We start from the raw sequence: 15,483 nt of genomic DNA, 5'->3' as shown, positions 1-15,483 counted from the left end.
ATTCGTTCGGTGTGAACAAGCAGAACCCGGCATGAGCCAACGCACCGAATATGTCGTCCTCACGTGACCCCTCTATCAAACGCCAAGAGGCCAATGCTGTGACAATTTCCATAAATGTGCGCCAAGCCGTTGGTCCGGAAGACGCTGCCAAACGCGACACCCAAGGCCTGCGCAAGGACTTTCTCATCGAGGGGCTTTTTGCGAAAGGTGAGATCAATCTCACCTACAGCCATCTCGACCGGATGATTGTCGGCGGTATCGTCCCGGTCGGAAAGGACCTCGTCATCGACCAGGTCAAGGAAACGGGAACCAGCCAGTTCCTTGAACGCCGCGAGGCCGCCATTCTGAACATCGGCGGTAAGGGTACTATCATTGTCGGCGGCGTCGACTATCCGCTCGACTTCCAGGATGCGCTCTATGTCGGTCTGGGTCAGGGGACATTGTGGTTCCGCAGCGACGACCCGGCAAATCCCGCCGAATTCTATCTGCTGAGCGCTCCGGCACACCGCGCCTGTCCAACCGTGCTGATCAAGCTCGACATGGCCAGGAAGGTGCGCATGGGCTCGGCTGAGGAAGCCAATGCCCGAACGATCAACCAATATGTGCATCCGGATGTCTGTGAAAGCTGCCAGCTTCTGGTCGGTCTGACGACATTCGAGCCCGGTTCCGTCTGGAACACCATGCCCGCTCATGTGCATGACCGACGCATGGAAGTCTATCTCTACTTCGGCATGGAAGCGGCGACTCGTGTCTTCCATTTTATGGGCGAACCGCATGAAACGCGCCATCTCGTGCTGAAAAACCATGATGCGGTGCTGTCGCCGGGGTGGTCCATTCACTCCGGTGCCGGCACCGGGCGATACTCGTTCATCTGGGCGATGGCCGGCGACAATATGAGCTTCACCGATATGGACAAGGTCCCGATGGAAAGCCTCAGATGAACCCGTTCGATCTTTCGGGCCGGTGCGCCATCGTCACCGGTGCCAACACGGGCATCGGCCAGGCGATTGCAGTGGGTCTCGCAGGTGCGGGCGCCGACATCATCGGCGTCGGACGCTCGCCGATGGAAGAAACCGCAGCCCTCGTTACAGCAGGCGGCCGGTCGTTTCATGCTCTTCTCGCCGATCTCTCCAGGATGGACGAGGTGCGCACTATCGTCGAGCGAGCAACAGCCATTCGAAAGCGCCCGGATATTCTGGTCAATAATGCCGGGATCATCCGCCGGGCCGATACGATCGATTTTACCGAGGAGGACTGGGATGCCGTGATGGACACCAATCTGAAATCGGTGTTCTTTCTCTGCCAGTCATTCGCCAGGGCGGCGATGGCGGAGAAGAGGCCTGCCAAGATCATCAACATCGCCTCGCTCCTGTCGTTCCAAGGCGGGATTCGTGTTGCATCCTACACGGCGGCAAAGAGCGGCCTTGCAGGCTTGACGCGGCTAATGGCAAACGAATGGGCAGTCCATGGTGTCAACGTCAACGCCATTGCCCCCGGCTATGTCGAGACCAACAACACCGCGGCGCTGCGGGCGGATGCCGCACGCAATGCCGATATCCTGAAACGCATTCCGGCCGGACGCTGGGCGCAGGCGGATGATATGGCTGGAGCTGCTGTCTTCCTTGCATCCCGCGCGTCGGACTATGTGCATGGTACGGTCCTTCCCGTCGACGGCGGATGGCTGGCGCGATAAGAAGGAGATATCGATGTCTGGTCACTACACATTGCCTAACGGCCTTTCCTGGACGGAAACCTCGCCCGGCACTCGCCGCGCCGTTCTTTCGCATCGCCCGGAAATGATGCTCGTCGCCTTCAGCTTCGACAAAGGCGCGATCGGCGCGCTCCATTCCCATCCACATACCCAGGTGAGCTATGTGGCCAAGGGTGCCTTCGAGGTGACCGTCGATGGCGTGACCACGACGCTGCCTACCGGCAGCAGCTTCATCGTCGCCCCTAATCTCATTCACGGCGTTGTGGCGCTTCAGGACGGTTTGCTGATCGATACGTTCACGCCGAGACGGGACGATTTTCTGTAGGCGTCCGAACGGCTTCTTGACTTACTGGTCCGCCGGCGCCCTCGGCGACGGATGTTAGTGGGCATGGTTCACATGGGACCAGTTTCCTGATGCGATCGGGCTTTTCCCGTCAAAAATGGCAACCGGGGTTGTGTCGGGCCCCAATTGCAATGTAGTTTGCCGCCTTGGTATAGCCTTGCTTTTCATGGGGAGCATTCAGAACAGATTTATGCCTGACTATGGTTACCAGGCAAATTAAATAGAGGATTCTCACAATGTCCAACGCAGTTTCAGATTCGTCCAATACTTCCAAAAGTCTCTCCAAGAGCCGGATTTTACTATTCGTTATTCCAATGGTATTCCTCGCTGCATGTGCGTCTTCCGAGAAGAAGTGGGTCCATAGCGAAGAGCCTGTCACACCCGCGAACAGGGATATGGCGGAATGCAAATACCAGGCTGCCGGTTCAACTGCGGCCCTTGCCACGGACAGTTCTGCCAGAAGCAAGGAACAGGCAAATCTTATCAGTGCATGCATGCAGGCAAAGGGTTACAAGCAATAGCACCCTAGGCTTTTGTGACCGTTGCCGGCCGATACTTCAGAAAAACGTCCCCGGCTTTTAGCGCCCTTGCTTCGACGAGGTTTAGCTTGAGCTTATCTGTCAGCTTTCTGAAAAGGGGTTTGCCATCGCCCAGTGCCTCCGGTTCTACAACGAGCTGATATTCGTCGATCAGATGGAGCCGCGCCAGATTTTGCGCTGTCCTCACGCCGCCATGGAACACAATGTTCTTGCCGGGCTGCCGCTTGAGCGCCGAAACGGTCTGCACCATGTCTTCATCATTCTTTACCAGCAGCACCTCGCTATGCTCCCAAGGCAGCCGCTCCTCGGTGTTCGAGATGACTGCCTTACGTGCGTCTGTTGCCCAGCGGGCATAGTTGCGGTAGCCGCTCGATAGATCGGGATATTTGGATTCCGCGGTCAGCCAATAGCCGAGCAGTTCGTCTGCCACGCGTCGCCCCAGCAGCAGTGTGTCGGAGCCGCCAGTCAGTTTGGGCACTACCGTATCCATAATGCCTTGATCATCGACCGTGCCATCATCCTCAGATGCACCATCGCTGCTGGCCGTGGGCTGCGAGTTCTTTTCAGCAGCAGCAATGTAGCCGTCCAGGGACATGTGCATGAACAAAATCAGCTCTCGCATTTTTCCTCCTACAGCGGGATCCATCCCCGCCTGTTGTCCCGCAAAGGACGCGTCGAGGCCTCCGATCCCGACATTCTTGAGAAAAAATTGATCAGTGGCCACCCAACACCAAGGTCTGGACGGGCAGCATCAGTGCCTGTATTCGAAGGATCATGGCATGCACGATCGCGACTGTGTCGACCATATGGAGGAACAACCATCTCCCCGTGCCGATATCCTTCGCGGCAAGCGCGTCGTGGTTATTGGTATAGGCGTTGGCGATGCAGCTGCTGCCCGGCGGAATTCCCGCCAGTTGCCCCGGATAAAGCGCCTCGAGAAAGACTGTGAGCGTGCCGGGCCGTGCAAGTTGCTGCACATCGATCAGCTGGTCCGTCGGCCGAAGCTGTCCCGCCGCGATCACATCCTGGACTTCGGTTACCACCATAGGAATGATTGTAAAGGGTTTGCCGATACATGTTGCCTCGGCAATCATGCCTTTTTTCATCACCTGCGCCTCGATCTGACCAAAGCCGGCGATCAGCGCGACGCGTCCAGCCTCCTGGGGAACGAGGATCCCGGCGGGGCGGATCATTGTGTTTACAACGTCGCCAGGCCGCAATGTAAACTGTTGGACCGTTCCGGCCACACCGGCCCGAACCACGGTTTTATCAAGCTCCACCTGTGCCTGCTTAAGCGCGGCTTCCGCACTTGCCTTCTGAGCGGGCAGGAGCGTTGAAAGTTTTGTCTCTATTGTCCGCTTGTTGGCGATAGCGGCGTCGAGCGCTCCCTTTCGGGTGTCGGCGGTGATTTGCAATCGCTCCACCTCCCGAACCGATACGTCGGCCCTGCGGCGCAAAAGCTCTTGCCTGGTGGCGAGTTCATCCAGAGCCTGCTGGTATGCACCTTGCGCCTGTTGAATGAGCCCATCGGCCCCCGCCAGTTCCGTTTGCGCCACCGCAGTTGCGGCAACAGCCTCATCGATTTGGCGTTGTGCCGTTTCGTGCGCGGCTTCCTGTTCCGAGCTGTCGAGCCGGAAGAGCGGCGCTCCGGCTTCGACCTTTGTATTGACCCCGACGAATACTTCGGCGACACGGCCCGTGGTTTCGGGAAGAATGGTGACTGTCCGGAATACCGCGGTGACGTTCGTCGTCGAAGGATGAAAATAAAAAATGACGGTAATCAACGCAACGGTCAGTAAAAGGCACGCGGTTATGCCCCAGCGCAGCTCATACCACACCGTATAGAGATTGATTTCCCGGCCGAGACGCTTTCCCTGTCCATAGCGGCGGAAGAGGTAGTCCGGAAAGACTGTGAGCAGTGAACACAGAAGGAGCTCAAACATGACTCAGATACCCCCGCCTGCGGTGTCTGATTTCGGCTCCGGTTCGGGCGGGGAGACCGGGGAGACTATTGCCTCATCCTCCCAGGTTTTAGCGCGCCCGGAGAGTTTCTCGAGCGACTGCGCAATTGAAACCATCGGCGAGGAGAAATCCGGAAAATCAATCAATGCCAGCAACAGGCCAGCGATCCAGAAGATATGGTTGTGGGTAAACAGGGAAATGAGCGCCAGGACGGCCACAATCTCCATTTGCACCTTTCTCCCCCGATGCGCCATTTGCTCCGGTAGGGCATGCAGTCGGAAATAAAAATTGCCGACAATGAGGATCATTGCCAACAGGAACACGACGACCCCATTGAACAGCCAGTCGGTTTGACCGGGAGCGGTGATAAAAATCGGCAGATGTTCGATCGCTGCCGGGTGTATTGTGTCGGCCATTTATCCCATTTCCCCAGTGCTTCATGGCACGCGGCCAATACTGTCCGTGCAAGCGCAGCATGCATGTTGATGAGTTTCGAAGAAAGTACGTAACAGTAACTAAGCGGGGAACAGCTGTTTCGCGGCGCGAGGCTCAAAGGGCCTCGCGCCTTTTTTGCTACTGGGCGGCGGGGGCTTCTTCCACTGCCACTTTACGTTTGCGGCCGAAAGACCGGAGTGCGACGTAGAACACCGGTGTCAAGAACAGGCCGAAGAACGTAACACCGAGCATGCCCGAAAACACCGCCGTACCGAGCGACTGGCGCATTTCGGCACCTGGTCCCTGCGCGATCATCAGCGGGACAACGCCGAAGATGAAGGCGAAGGCCGTCATCAGGATCGGACGCAGGCGCAGGCGGCTTGCCTCGATCGCAGCCTCGACCGGCGTAGCACCGTCCTCCTGGTGTTGTCGGGCGAATTCGACGATAAGAATTGCGTTCTTCGCCGCCAGACCAATCAGGACGACAAGCCCGATCTGCGTCAGGATATTGTTGTCCATACCTCGCAGGTGCACGCCGATGAGCGCCGCCAGCACGGCCAATGGAACGATCAGGATGATCGCCAGCGGCAGGACCCAGCTTTCATATTGGGCCGCGAGCGCAAGGAAGACGAAGACCACTGAAAGGCCGAATATCAGTATCGCCGTATTGCCTGTGCTTCTCTCCTGCAATGCAAGCTCGGTCCAGTTGAAGGTTGTGCCAGGCGGCAAGGTTTTCGCCGCAAGCTCTTCCATCTTGTCGAGCCCTGTGCCGGTAGAAACTCCGGGGGCAGAATTGCCCTGAAGCGGAACCGACACGTACATATTGTACCGCTGCACGAGCGACGGTCCGGTTGTATCTCTGATTTCGACAAGTGTACCCAACGGGACCAGCGCGCCGGTCGCCGAGCGAACTTTCAGCGCGAGAATGTCCGCCCGATCCACGCGGAATTGCTGATCGGCCTGCGCGCGCACCTGATAAACACGGCCGTAAGCGTTGAAATCGTTCACATAAGACGTACCCAGATTGATCGACAGCGCTTCAAAGATGTTCGGAATGGGCACGTTCAATGCCCGAGCCTTGTCACGGTCGATCTCAAGGAAATATTGCGGGCTTGAGGCAGAGAAGGTCGTATAGACGCCGGTAAGACCGGGTGTCTGGTTGGCTTCTCCCATCATCTGCTGGGCCAGACCGAGAACGCGGCGCATGTCGGAACTGTCGCGATCGAGGAGCTGCATCTTGAAACCACCGGCGTTGCCGACACCGCGGATGGATGGCGGCGGCACCGCGATGATGAAGGCTTCCTGAATGCTCTGCAGACTGCCATAGATCTGGCCAATGATCGACGTCGCCGACTGGCCATTCTTTATCCGCTCGTCAAACGGCTGGAACGGCGCGAAGACGACGCCGGCATTCGAAGCATTGGTGAAGGTCGCGCCACTGAAGCCGGCGAAGGCGACCGAGTTTCTGACGCCGGGAATGCCACGGATAATCTTCGAAGCCTCTTGGACAACCGCATCGGTGCGGGCGAGGGAGGCTCCGTCCGGCAGCTGGATAACGACGATGGCATAGCCCTGATCCATCTGGGGAATGAAGCCGCGCGGTACCAGGTTAGACATATACCATGTGGCTCCAAGCAGTCCGACGAACACGAGAAGCGAGGCGAGGAGGCCGATCGCCGATCCCACAAGGCGCCTTACGATCCAGGAATAGCCCGATGCCATTCTATCGAAGCCTCTGTTGAAGCCGTTGGCGAGGCCTCTCCCGAAACGCGCGAGCGGATTGTTGGAAACCGCGTGATCGTGTGGACGCAGGACAATTGCCGCCAGGGCGGGCGAAAGCGTCAGCGAGTTGAGAGCCGAGATCGCTGTCGCCGCAGAAATCGTCACGGCAAATTGCAGATAGAACTGGCCGGAAATGCCGGGGATGAAAGCTGTCGGCACGAATACTGCGATCAGCACCAGCGAGATGGCGACCACAGCGGTACCCACTTCATCCATGGTGGTATGGGCCGCCTGCTTTGGCGTCATGCCAGATGCCAGGTTACGCTCCACGTTTTCGACGACGACAATCGCATCATCGACGACGATACCGATGGCAAGAACGAGACCGAACAGGGTCAACATATTCAGCGAAAAGCCGAATGCCAGAAGAATGGCGAACGTGCCGATCAGCGATACCGGTATGGCAACGATAGGAATGATTGCGGTACGCCACGATTGCAGGAAGACGAGCACGACAAGCGCGACGAGAATCACGGCTTCGAAGATCGTAGTGTAAACATCGTTGATCGACTCAGCGATGAATTCAGTCGGATCATAGACGATGTCGTATTTGAGGCCTGGAGGAAAATCCTTGGCAAGCTCCTGCATCGTGGATTTGATGGTCGCCGCAGCTGCCAGCGCATTGGTGCCAGGCCGGCTGAAAATACCGAGCGCAACGGCGGGACTGCCATCAAGGTAGCTGTTGGTCACATAGTCTTTCGCACCAAGTTCAATGCGGGCTACGTCCTGCAACTGGACCAGGCGGCCATCCGCGCCAGTCTTGACGATCACATAGCGAAATTGCCGGGCATCCTCGAACCGGCCCTGCATCGTGACGGTGTATTGAAAGGCGTTCGTGCCAGCCGTTGGCGGGCCGCCGATTTCACCGCCATTGACCTGTACATTCTGGTCACGCAAGGCCTGCACCACATCGCCTGCCGTCATGCTATAGGCGGCCAGTTTCTGCGGATCGAGCCAGACGCGCATCGAATATTGACGCTCGCCGAAAATGGTGATGTCGCCGACGCCGTCGAGCCGCAACAGCACGTCACGGATGCGGGTGTTGGCATAGTTCGACGCGTAGAGCTGATCATAGCGGTTATCCGGCGAAAGCACATGCACGACCATCATCAGGTCGGGCGAGCTTTTCGTCGTGGTTATGCCGTTGCGCTGGACGTCTTCCGGCAGCTGAGGCACAGCAATGGCGACACGGTTCTGCACAAGAACCTGTGCCTTGTCGAGGTCGGTGCCGAGCTTGAAAGTGATGGTCAGCGACATCGAGCCGTCAGCTGTCGAATAGGATGACATGTAAAGCATGTCCTCGACGCCGTTGATCTGCTGCTCGATCGGGGTTGCCACGGTATTCGCGATGGTTTCCGCATCGGCTCCCGGGTAGGAGGTTCGCACCACGATAGTCGGCGGAGCTATTTCTGGATATTGGGCTACGGGGAGCTGTGTATAGGCAATGCTGCCGACAAGCAGCAGCACGATCGAAAGGACAGATGCAAAGATCGGCCGATCGATAAAGAAATGCGCAAATCTCATTGACTGGCCTCCGCCGTCTTCGCCTCTGGCGGAAGCTGGACGAGTTCGGGTTTAACCTTGCCGCCGGGGCGAACGCGCATCAACCCGTTTACGACGATTATTTCGTCGCCGGTCAGCCCCTCGCGAATGACGCGGTAGCCATAAAGCTTGGGACCCGGGCGAACCGGCTTGCTCGTGACAGTGCCGTCCTCGGCGACGACAAAGACGACGCGTTCGTTCTGGTCCGAGCCGACGGCTTCGTCAGGGACCAAAATCCCCTTATAGGTGTTCGAAGCGGCCACTTCGACGCGGCCGAAAAGCCCCGGCTGCAGGATGAAATTGGGATTGGCGAAGCGCGCGCGAACACGCATTGTTCCTGTCGCATCGTCCAGCCGGTTCTCAGCAAAGTCGAGTTTGCCTTTCACCGGCGGTTCATTGGAGTCTGTGAGTTTGACCGTGACGTCGAGGCCGCCGCCGCCTTCCTGTAAATTGCTTCCACGCTCGCGCGCCGTCCGTGCATAGTTGAGCAGGTTGCGCTCATCGACGTCGAAGTAGAAATCGATGGGATCAAGGGAGACGATGGTGGTCAGTATCGTGTCATTGGCGTTGACCAGATTGCCGACCGAAATCAGGCGGCGGTCGATGCGGCCGTCCTGTGGGGCGGTGATCTGCGTATAGTTGAGGTTGAGCTCAGCGCCGTCGACAGCCGCCTGCGCGCCAGCCACACTGGCTTGGCCGGCCAGGTAAGCGCGCCGCTGGTCGTCGAGCGTCGATACTGACAGCGTGCCGCTGCCGGTGAGCGATTCCGTGCGCTTGTACTGTGCCTCGGCGTAAGTCAGCGTTGTCTTGGCAACCTCTAGCGCCGATTTTGCCTGCGCGAGTGCGGTAACGTAAGGCCGCTGGTCAATTGTGAACAGCGGATCGCCTTTCTTTACCAATGCGCCATCGGTGAAGTGAACCGTATCGAGATATCCATCGATACGTGAACGGACCGCGACCTGATCGACGGCTTCAAATCGTCCGATAAACTCATCGCTGTCAACCACGTCGCGCACTACCGGCTTTGCAACCGTCACAGTCGGGGGAGGAGGTGGGGCCGCGGCTTCCTGGGCGAGGGCTACCGATGCCGACAAGGTAGCGGCGGTAAAACCAAATTTTAAGGCTGTAAACAACGCGCGTGACAAGGGATAGGCCTCCATGGCAATGAGACTTCCAGTGTGTGGTACGGGGAAAAATGCCAATCTGCTCAATCGATTGAAATGGCTCGAAGACAGGTTTCCGCGGACGATCAATCTAATATTGCAAGTCAGTTCACAGAGCTTCGATCTGATTTAAATACGACGACTTTCGGAAAAGGCGTGGTCATAATCCATCTGTTTCAAAACCCCGTGCGGGGAGATTTGCACAGTTCGATTTCGTTGTCACCCTGCAATCGCCGGTGGTAATGGACTGGTGACAAGCAATTTCATTCCCTGCAAAGGCTCTACCATTGATTTTTATACGTAAGGCAAGTAAAGGGAGCGACCAGTCGGTAAGGGTACTGTTTCTTCCGTAACTTTGTGCCGGATTGTGTGGTACAATCGATCCTACAAAACGAAGTTGAGTTAGAAATAAACCAATAGAATCAACGCGGATGGCAGAGCTTGGCTCACTCCATCCGAACCAGAAGCCACGACGGCATGAGTTTTTCTCCCGCAATTTGGCGAAAGAGCCGGTGACGGCGGGACGAATGTTAAAAAGTGAAGGTTTGGACATGCAGGTTACTGAAACGCTCAATGAAGGGCTGAAGCGCGAGATCAAGGTCGTTGTTCCGGCCAAGGATCTTGAAGCAAAGCTTTCCGAACGCCTACAAGGCGCCAGCGCAAAAGCGCGCATCAATGGTTTCCGTCCAGGCAAAGTGCCGATGGCGCACCTGCGCAAGATGTACGGCAAGTCATTCATGGCTGAAGTCGTCAATGAGATTTTGAGCGATTCTTCACGCACGATCCTTGCCGAACGCAATGAAAAGTCGGCTACCCAGCCTGAGGTCGTCATGACCGAAGACGAGAAGGAAGCGGATAAGGTATTGAGCGGCCAGGCCGATTTCGAATTCTCGTTGAACTATGAGGTTCTGCCGGCCATCGAGATCAAGGACACCTCCAAGATCAACGTCACGCGCGAAATCGTCGACGTCTCCGACGAGGAAGTCGAAGAGCAGGTCAAGCGCGTTGCGAGCTCTGCCCAGACGTTCGAAACGAAGAAGGGCAAAGCTGAAAGCGGCGACCGCATAACCATGGATTACCTCGGCAAGGTCGACGATGTCCCGTTCGATGGCGGTGCCGATAGCGATGCCACGCTTGTCCTCGGTTCCGGCCAGTTCATCCCGGGCTTCGAAGATCAGTTGATCGGCACCAAGGCCGGCGATGAAAAGCAGATCAAGGTCACGTTCCCGGCCGAATACCAGGCGGCCCATCTTGCAGGCAAGGATGCAACCTTCGACGTCACCGTCAAGGAAGTTGCCAAGCCGGGCGAGCTCGAAATCAATGACGAGACCGCCAAGAAGCTGGGCATCGAGAGTGCCGAGCGCCTGCGTCAGGTCATCCGGGAGCAGATCGAAAGCCAGTACGGCAAGTTCACTCGTCAAAAGGTGAAGCGCCAGATCCTTGACGCACTCGACAGCGAATATCAGTTCGAATCGCCAGAACGTCTGGTCAATGCCGAGTTCAACAACATCTGGGCGCAGATCGGCCATGACCTGCAGGAAGCCGGCAAGACCTTCGAAGACGAGGACACGACGGAAGAAGAGGCTCGCGACGAGTATCGCAAGCTGGCAGAACGCCGCGTTCGTCTCGGTCTCGTTCTTTCGGAAATCGGCAACAAGGCCGGTATCGAAGTGACCGAAGACGAGCTGCAGCGCGCGGTTTACGATCAGGTTCGCCAGTATCCCGGTCAGGAACAGCAGATCTACGAATTCTTCCGCAAGACCCCGGAAGCGGTCAACAATCTGCGCGCTCCGATCTTCGAGGAAAAGGTCGTCGATCACCTTTTGTCGAACATCAACGTCACCGACAAGAAGGTGACCAAGGAAGCGCTGATGGCCGATGACGAGGCTGACGCCAAGTCGGATGAAGCCAAGAAGCCCGCCAAGAAGGCGGCGCCGAAAAAGGCCGCGAAGAAGAAGACAGACGACGAGGCATAAGTCTCAACCAATGATCCAAAAAGGCCGCTTCAGCGGCCTTTTTCATATCCGGATAGCGCAGCGTTCATGCATGATACCCGCCTCTTCATTTGATTCCTGGATCGCACCATATGACCATTGACGCGTTTGCACCGTATCAAACTCTAGCCGATTGCCTGTTGCCCCACACCCTTGAAGCCTCAAGCGATGGCTCGCATGATTTTTCACACCTTTTGCGCGTGTGGAAAAACACCCAGGCCATTCAGGCTGCCGAAGGAGGCGACCAGGAAATATTGGTGGCAGCGACGCTCATGCACGACTGCGTTTCGGTCGAGAAAAACTCGCCACTGCGTGTGCAGGCTTCAAGACTTGCCGCGGAAAAAGCGTCCAGAGTGCTTGCTGATCTTGGCTGGTCCCCGTCGCAGGTGGCGGCTACAGCGCATGCGATTGAGGCGCATAGTTTTTCCGCCGGTATAAAGCCGACGACGCTGGAAGCGATGATCGTGCAGGACGCGGATAGACTGGATGCAATTGGGATGGTTGGCGTGGCGCGATGCTTTTATATTGCCGGCAGGATGAGTAGTGGTCTCTATGACCCGGATGATCCGCAGGCGCTTGATCGCGGTTTTGACGACAAGCGTTTCGCACTGGACCATTTCCAGACCAAGCTTTTCAAACTGGTGGCGGGCTTCAATACCGAAACCGGTGCAAAAATTGCGCAAGCGCGGCAGCAACGGCTCCGCCGGTTCTTTGACGAGTTTCTCGAAGAGATTTAAGCCTTCCATCCAAGCAAGAGCATCAAAGGCTCTAAGCCATCCTGCTCAGGCGGGATTTTGCATCATCATGGCCGCGTGCAACAGTTCGGCATTGTCCCTCGCCAAGACGCCCGAAGGCAGTAGCCTGCCGTCCTCAAGGCCAATGCGGCTGTCATAGCCGCGCGCCATTGCTTGCTTGAACATCGGCCATACACTTGCTTCATCGCCATGCAACAGAATTGGAAGCGTAAAATCGGCCCGCTGGAGAACGGATATAATGCCGGTTGCGGCAGAGAGACCTTCGTCAGCGTCCTGTTCATTGATCTCGATCAACACGCGCAGGCATTTTGCAGCGTCGGGCAGCTCGATAAAGCGTTCCGCGTCTTTCACGGACCACAGGCCGGCTTCGATGCCCATGCCTTTACCCAGGACGAGCGAGATCATTTCCGCTGCGTCCTCCTCAATGAGGTTGATGGAAACGTAATCCGGCAGTACGGTCCATTGCTCAATCGGCCTTTGCCGGGCCTTGCCGCCGGGCGGAATGCGCCAGTGGGTGGACAGTCCAACGGGAACACCGGGAACGCTGGTGCGGATTGCCAGAATTGCCTCTGCGACATCACCGGGCTCAAGGCTCTCGGCACCATTCGGACCGCGCGGGTGAATGTGAAGTTCTTGCGCGCCAGCAGCAACGCTTTGCGCCGCATCATGGGCGAGTTCTGCCGCGGTAAAGGGGACCGCAGCATGAAAGTCCCGGGTTCGTCCGCCGTTCAAACAGGCTTGCAGCATGATTTGCACTCCGATGAGATGTCAGCGGGACTTATCATAGCGGAATTCGCACTGACCGCACATTTTGATCGCGTTTGCGGTTGCATCAGAAAAGTTTGAGGCCTTTCAGGCTGGCATGGCCGTTCTTGCCGATAAATGATATGATCATGGACGACAATACCCATTTGTGCTCCGATATTGACGATCGTCCTCGTCATTTCGATATCGGCTTTTGAAGGGGTAGGGTCACCGGAAGGGTGGTTGTGCGCGAGGATGATGCCACTTGCAGCGAGTTGCAACGCCCGCGCAATGACCTCGCGCGGATAGACTGGCGTATGGTCCACCGTCCCGACCTGTTGCACTTCGTCGGCGATCAAAGCATTTTTCTTATCCAGAAACAGGATGCGAAATTGTTCCCGCGACTCATATGCCATCGCCGCAACGCAATAATCCATAACCTTGCTCCAGGAGCTCAACACCGTCTTTTCGCGAATGTCGCTGCGGATCACGCGATGGGTCAGTGCGGCAACGAGCTTGAGGTCGAAGGTTACCGCCGGACCGCACCCCTTCACTTCGCGCAAAAGATGTTCCGGGGCGCCAAGGACCTCTGCCAGTGATCCGAAGCGAGCCAGGAGCGCCTTGGCCAGAGGTTTCGTATCGCCTTGCTTGATCGAGCGGTACAGCAGTATTTCCAGCATCTCGTAGTCGGCAAATCCCGCATGCCCGACTTTTTGAAACCGCTGTCTTACCCGCTCGCGATGCCCATGATAATGTGGCAGTTCGCCTTCAGAATCGCTCTTCTGCTCCGCGTTGCGGACGACGCTATCAGTTGCAACGGCTGGTTGTTTGGGAGAGAGTTTTGCGGAGGGCTCGTTGAAGAAGAAAGTCTTTTCCGGCTTTTCTTCGCTCATTGAGCTATCATCCTATTCGAGTTTCAATCCCGGCGCGAACAGGCCGGCAGGAGACAGGGTGAAAACCTCGCAGCCACCCTTGGTGACACCGACCGTATGCTCATATTGCGCGGTGAGCGAACGATCGCGCGTAACAGCTGTCCAGCCATCGGCGAGCACTTTCACATGCGGACGGCCGAGATTGATCATCGGCTCGATGGTGAAGATCATGCCCTCGCGCAGTTCGACGCCTTCATTCGACGTGCCGTAATGCAGAATGTTCGGGGCGTCGTGGAAAAGCCGGCCAACACCATGGCCGCAGAAATCCCGAACAACCGAGCAACGTTCTGATTCCGCATAGGTCTGGATGGCTGCGCCAATAGCGCCCGTACGTGCGCCAGGACGCACGGCCGCAATGCCTCGCATCAGGCTCTCATGCGTGACTTCCAGCAGACGCTCCGCCGCGCGCTTGATTTCACCAACCGGGTACATGCGGCTGGAATCGCCATGCCAGCCATCAAGGATATAAGTCACGTCGATATTGACGATATCGCCTTCTCGCAGCGGCTTGTCGTCGGGGATACCGTGGCAGACCACGTGATTGATCGAGGTACAGCTCGACTTCGTATAACCGCGATAATTAAGTGTGGCAGGCAGAGCGCCGTGATCCGCACCGAACTCGAAGACAAAACGATCAATAGCATTGGTCGTCACGCCCGGCGCAACGATAGACGCGAGTTCATCCAGGCAGCGTGCGGTCAACAGGCAGGCCTTGCGCATTGCCTCAAACCCTTCCGGGCCGTGCAGCCTGATCTGCCCGGTATTTTTCAAGGGCGCGGTCTGTGCGTCGAGATAGGTGACCATGTTCTTTCCGGTTGGCGTCAATCGATAATTGGCATTGTGCTGATAGCAACGATACCCGTGGGTGTGATGTGGCATTTTACTGCGTAAGCTTCAACCCCGCGCCGCATCGCCCGTTCGAAAGCCGCTGCATAAACAGGATCGAGATCGCCGCAAATTTTCAAACGTTCGCAGTCTCCACGCTGGATGACATAGAGCATGATACCACGATGACCGTTTTCAACCACGTTGCCAAGCTCATCCAGATGTTTTGCGCCTCGTGCTGTTGGAGAATCCGGAAATTCTGCAAGTCCGGCAGACCTCGAAAAATGTACGTTCTTGACTTCGACATAAGCGTCGGGACGATCGGGGTCGCGCAACAATATATCGATGCGCGAATTCGAGCCGTATTTCTGCTCGCGTTTTAACTCCGCATAGCCGCTCAGCCAGGGCAGGAGACCCGACAGGATCGCTTCTTCGGCGATGCGGTTTGGCAAGCCGGTATTGATGCCAACCATGATGCCTTGCGCTTCAACCAGCTGCAAAGTGTGCGAATATTTGCGTTTCAAGCCGTCCGAAATCGACAGCCACACCCTGATGCCCGGGTCCGTCAGGCCCAGCATAGAGCCGGTATTGGGAACCGAGCTCGTGATCGGATTGCCGTCGTCCAAAACAATGTCAGCGAGAAAACGTTTGTAGCGCTGGACCAGCCGGCCGGTGACGAGAGGGGAAGCGAATATCATGGGGAGGATGTAACCGAGATGGCGGACTGCGACAACATCCGGTACCGCGTATAAAAAA

Annotated in this window: 14 protein-coding genes and 1 pseudogene; 5 read left to right on the top strand and 10 right to left on the bottom strand. The window is 56.9% G+C overall.

Translation table 11 applies throughout. The features are described 5' to 3' along the window. Positions 1 to 104: 104 nt before the first annotated feature. The 3 genes from kduI to J2X72_RS06190 are packed head-to-tail and all read left to right on the top strand — an operon-like array spanning position 105 to position 2,036. Positions 105 to 941, top strand: a complete 837-nt coding sequence (gene kduI, locus J2X72_RS06200; protein ID WP_310070981.1) for a 5-dehydro-4-deoxy-D-glucuronate isomerase — start codon at positions 105 to 107, stop codon at positions 939 to 941. After that, the gene (kduD, locus tag J2X72_RS06195; RefSeq protein ID WP_310069735.1) at positions 938 to 1,693 is read left to right on the top strand and encodes a 2-dehydro-3-deoxy-D-gluconate 5-dehydrogenase KduD; all 756 of its coding nucleotides are present in this window, start codon (positions 938 to 940) and stop codon (positions 1,691 to 1,693) included. The genes kduI and kduD overlap by 4 nt, the downstream gene beginning before the upstream one ends. Before the next feature lie 13 nt (positions 1,694 to 1,706). Continuing rightward, positions 1,707 to 2,036 (top strand): cupin domain-containing protein, encoded by a 330-nt coding sequence (locus J2X72_RS06190; RefSeq protein ID WP_310069733.1) that lies wholly within the window; start codon positions 1,707 to 1,709, stop codon positions 2,034 to 2,036. Between the two features lie 543 nt (positions 2,037 to 2,579). On the opposite strand, the gene J2X72_RS06185 is transcribed toward J2X72_RS06190, so the two are convergent. From J2X72_RS06185 to J2X72_RS06160, 6 genes are all read right to left on the bottom strand, one after another. Further along, a complete protein-coding gene (locus tag J2X72_RS06185; RefSeq protein ID WP_310069730.1) occupies positions 2,580 to 3,215 on the bottom strand; it encodes a dihydrofolate reductase family protein in 636 nt (211 codons plus the stop codon). A gap of 91 nt (positions 3,216 to 3,306) precedes the next feature. Continuing rightward, positions 3,307 to 4,536 carry a biotin/lipoyl-binding protein gene (locus J2X72_RS06180; RefSeq protein WP_210004410.1) on the bottom strand — a complete coding sequence of 410 codons (1,230 nt, stop codon included), beginning with the start codon at positions 4,534 to 4,536 and terminating at the stop codon, positions 3,307 to 3,309. Positions 4,537 to 4,539: 3 nt separating this feature from the next. Next, a complete protein-coding gene (locus J2X72_RS06175; RefSeq protein ID WP_210004413.1) occupies positions 4,540 to 4,971 on the bottom strand; it encodes a hypothetical protein in 432 nt (143 codons plus the stop codon). Positions 4,972 to 5,128: 157 nt separating this feature from the next. Next, the gene (locus J2X72_RS06170) at positions 5,129 to 8,296 is read right to left on the bottom strand and encodes a multidrug efflux RND transporter permease subunit (protein WP_310069727.1); all 3,168 of its coding nucleotides are present in this window, start codon (positions 8,294 to 8,296) and stop codon (positions 5,129 to 5,131) included. Next, positions 8,293 to 9,474, bottom strand: a complete 1,182-nt coding sequence (locus J2X72_RS06165; RefSeq protein ID WP_310069724.1) for an efflux RND transporter periplasmic adaptor subunit — start codon at positions 9,472 to 9,474, stop codon at positions 8,293 to 8,295. Before J2X72_RS06165 ends, J2X72_RS06170 begins: the two co-directional genes overlap by 4 nt. Positions 9,475 to 9,637: 163 nt before the next feature. Further along, complete coding sequence (locus J2X72_RS06160) at positions 9,638 to 10,030, bottom strand: hypothetical protein (RefSeq protein WP_210004419.1); 393 nt, start codon at positions 10,028 to 10,030, stop codon at positions 9,638 to 9,640. Here J2X72_RS06160 and tig point away from each other — a divergent pair. Together tig and J2X72_RS06150 are read left to right on the top strand one after the other, a co-directional pair. Continuing rightward, positions 10,029 to 11,453 carry a trigger factor gene (tig, locus tag J2X72_RS06155; RefSeq protein ID WP_310069721.1) on the top strand — a complete coding sequence of 475 codons (1,425 nt, stop codon included), beginning with the start codon at positions 10,029 to 10,031 and terminating at the stop codon, positions 11,451 to 11,453. The two genes, J2X72_RS06160 and tig, sit on opposite strands and share 2 nt — an antisense overlap. 110 nt (positions 11,454 to 11,563) lie before the next feature. Then, positions 11,564 to 12,208, top strand: coding sequence for an HD domain-containing protein (locus tag J2X72_RS06150; RefSeq protein WP_310069718.1), 645 nt, complete (start codon positions 11,564 to 11,566; stop codon positions 12,206 to 12,208). A 45-nt stretch (positions 12,209 to 12,253) separates the two neighbouring features. On the opposite strand, the gene J2X72_RS06145 is transcribed toward J2X72_RS06150, so the two are convergent. From J2X72_RS06145 to sfsA, 4 genes and pseudogenes are all read right to left on the bottom strand, one after another. After that, on the bottom strand, positions 12,254 to 12,973 hold the full coding sequence (locus J2X72_RS06145; RefSeq protein WP_310069713.1) for a 3-keto-5-aminohexanoate cleavage protein: 720 nt from the start codon (positions 12,971 to 12,973) through the stop codon (positions 12,254 to 12,256). An 85-nt stretch (positions 12,974 to 13,058) separates the two neighbouring features. Next, positions 13,059 to 13,863, bottom strand: a pseudogene (radC, locus tag J2X72_RS06140) (DNA repair protein RadC). A gap of 12 nt (positions 13,864 to 13,875) precedes the next feature. Continuing rightward, positions 13,876 to 14,706 carry a type I methionyl aminopeptidase gene (gene map / locus J2X72_RS06135; RefSeq protein WP_310069709.1) on the bottom strand — a complete coding sequence of 277 codons (831 nt, stop codon included), beginning with the start codon at positions 14,704 to 14,706 and terminating at the stop codon, positions 13,876 to 13,878. A 17-nt stretch (positions 14,707 to 14,723) separates the two neighbouring features. Further along, positions 14,724 to 15,425: a DNA/RNA nuclease SfsA gene (gene sfsA / locus J2X72_RS06130; RefSeq protein WP_210004447.1), complete on the bottom strand. Its 702-nt coding sequence runs from the start codon at positions 15,423 to 15,425 to the stop codon at positions 14,724 to 14,726. Between the last annotated feature and the right edge of the window lie 58 nt (positions 15,426 to 15,483).

Origin of the sequence: Phyllobacterium sp. 1468 (assembly GCF_031455525.1) — a bacterium.
GTDB lineage: Bacteria > Pseudomonadota > Alphaproteobacteria > Rhizobiales > Rhizobiaceae > Phyllobacterium.
This window is presented reverse-complemented; position numbering and strand designations above follow the sequence as displayed.

Coding starts and splice junctions, on each gene's coding strand:
- kduD (WP_310069735.1), top strand. CDS start 938: ATGAACCCGTTCGATCTTTCGGGCCGGTGCGCCATCGTCACCGGTGCC.
- J2X72_RS06190 (WP_310069733.1), top strand. CDS start 1,707: ATGTCTGGTCACTACACATTGCCTAACGGCCTTTCCTGGACGGAAACC.
- J2X72_RS06185 (WP_310069730.1), bottom strand. CDS start 3,215: ATGCGAGAGCTGATTTTGTTCATGCACATGTCCCTGGACGGCTACATT.
- J2X72_RS06180 (WP_210004410.1), bottom strand. CDS start 4,536: ATGTTTGAGCTCCTTCTGTGTTCACTGCTCACAGTCTTTCCGGACTAC.
- J2X72_RS06175 (WP_210004413.1), bottom strand. CDS start 4,971: ATGGCCGACACAATACACCCGGCAGCGATCGAACATCTGCCGATTTTT.
- J2X72_RS06170 (WP_310069727.1), bottom strand. CDS start 8,296: ATGAGATTTGCGCATTTCTTTATCGATCGGCCGATCTTTGCATCTGTC.
- J2X72_RS06165 (WP_310069724.1), bottom strand. CDS start 9,474: ATGGAGGCCTATCCCTTGTCACGCGCGTTGTTTACAGCCTTAAAATTT.
- tig (WP_310069721.1), top strand. CDS start 10,029: ATGCAGGTTACTGAAACGCTCAATGAAGGGCTGAAGCGCGAGATCAAG.
- J2X72_RS06160 (WP_210004419.1), bottom strand. CDS start 10,030: ATGTCCAAACCTTCACTTTTTAACATTCGTCCCGCCGTCACCGGCTCT.
- J2X72_RS06150 (WP_310069718.1), top strand. CDS start 11,564: ATGACCATTGACGCGTTTGCACCGTATCAAACTCTAGCCGATTGCCTG.
- J2X72_RS06145 (WP_310069713.1), bottom strand. CDS start 12,973: ATGCTGCAAGCCTGTTTGAACGGCGGACGAACCCGGGACTTTCATGCT.
- map (WP_310069709.1), bottom strand. CDS start 14,706: ATGGTCACCTATCTCGACGCACAGACCGCGCCCTTGAAAAATACCGGG.
- sfsA (WP_210004447.1), bottom strand. CDS start 15,425: ATGATATTCGCTTCCCCTCTCGTCACCGGCCGGCTGGTCCAGCGCTAC.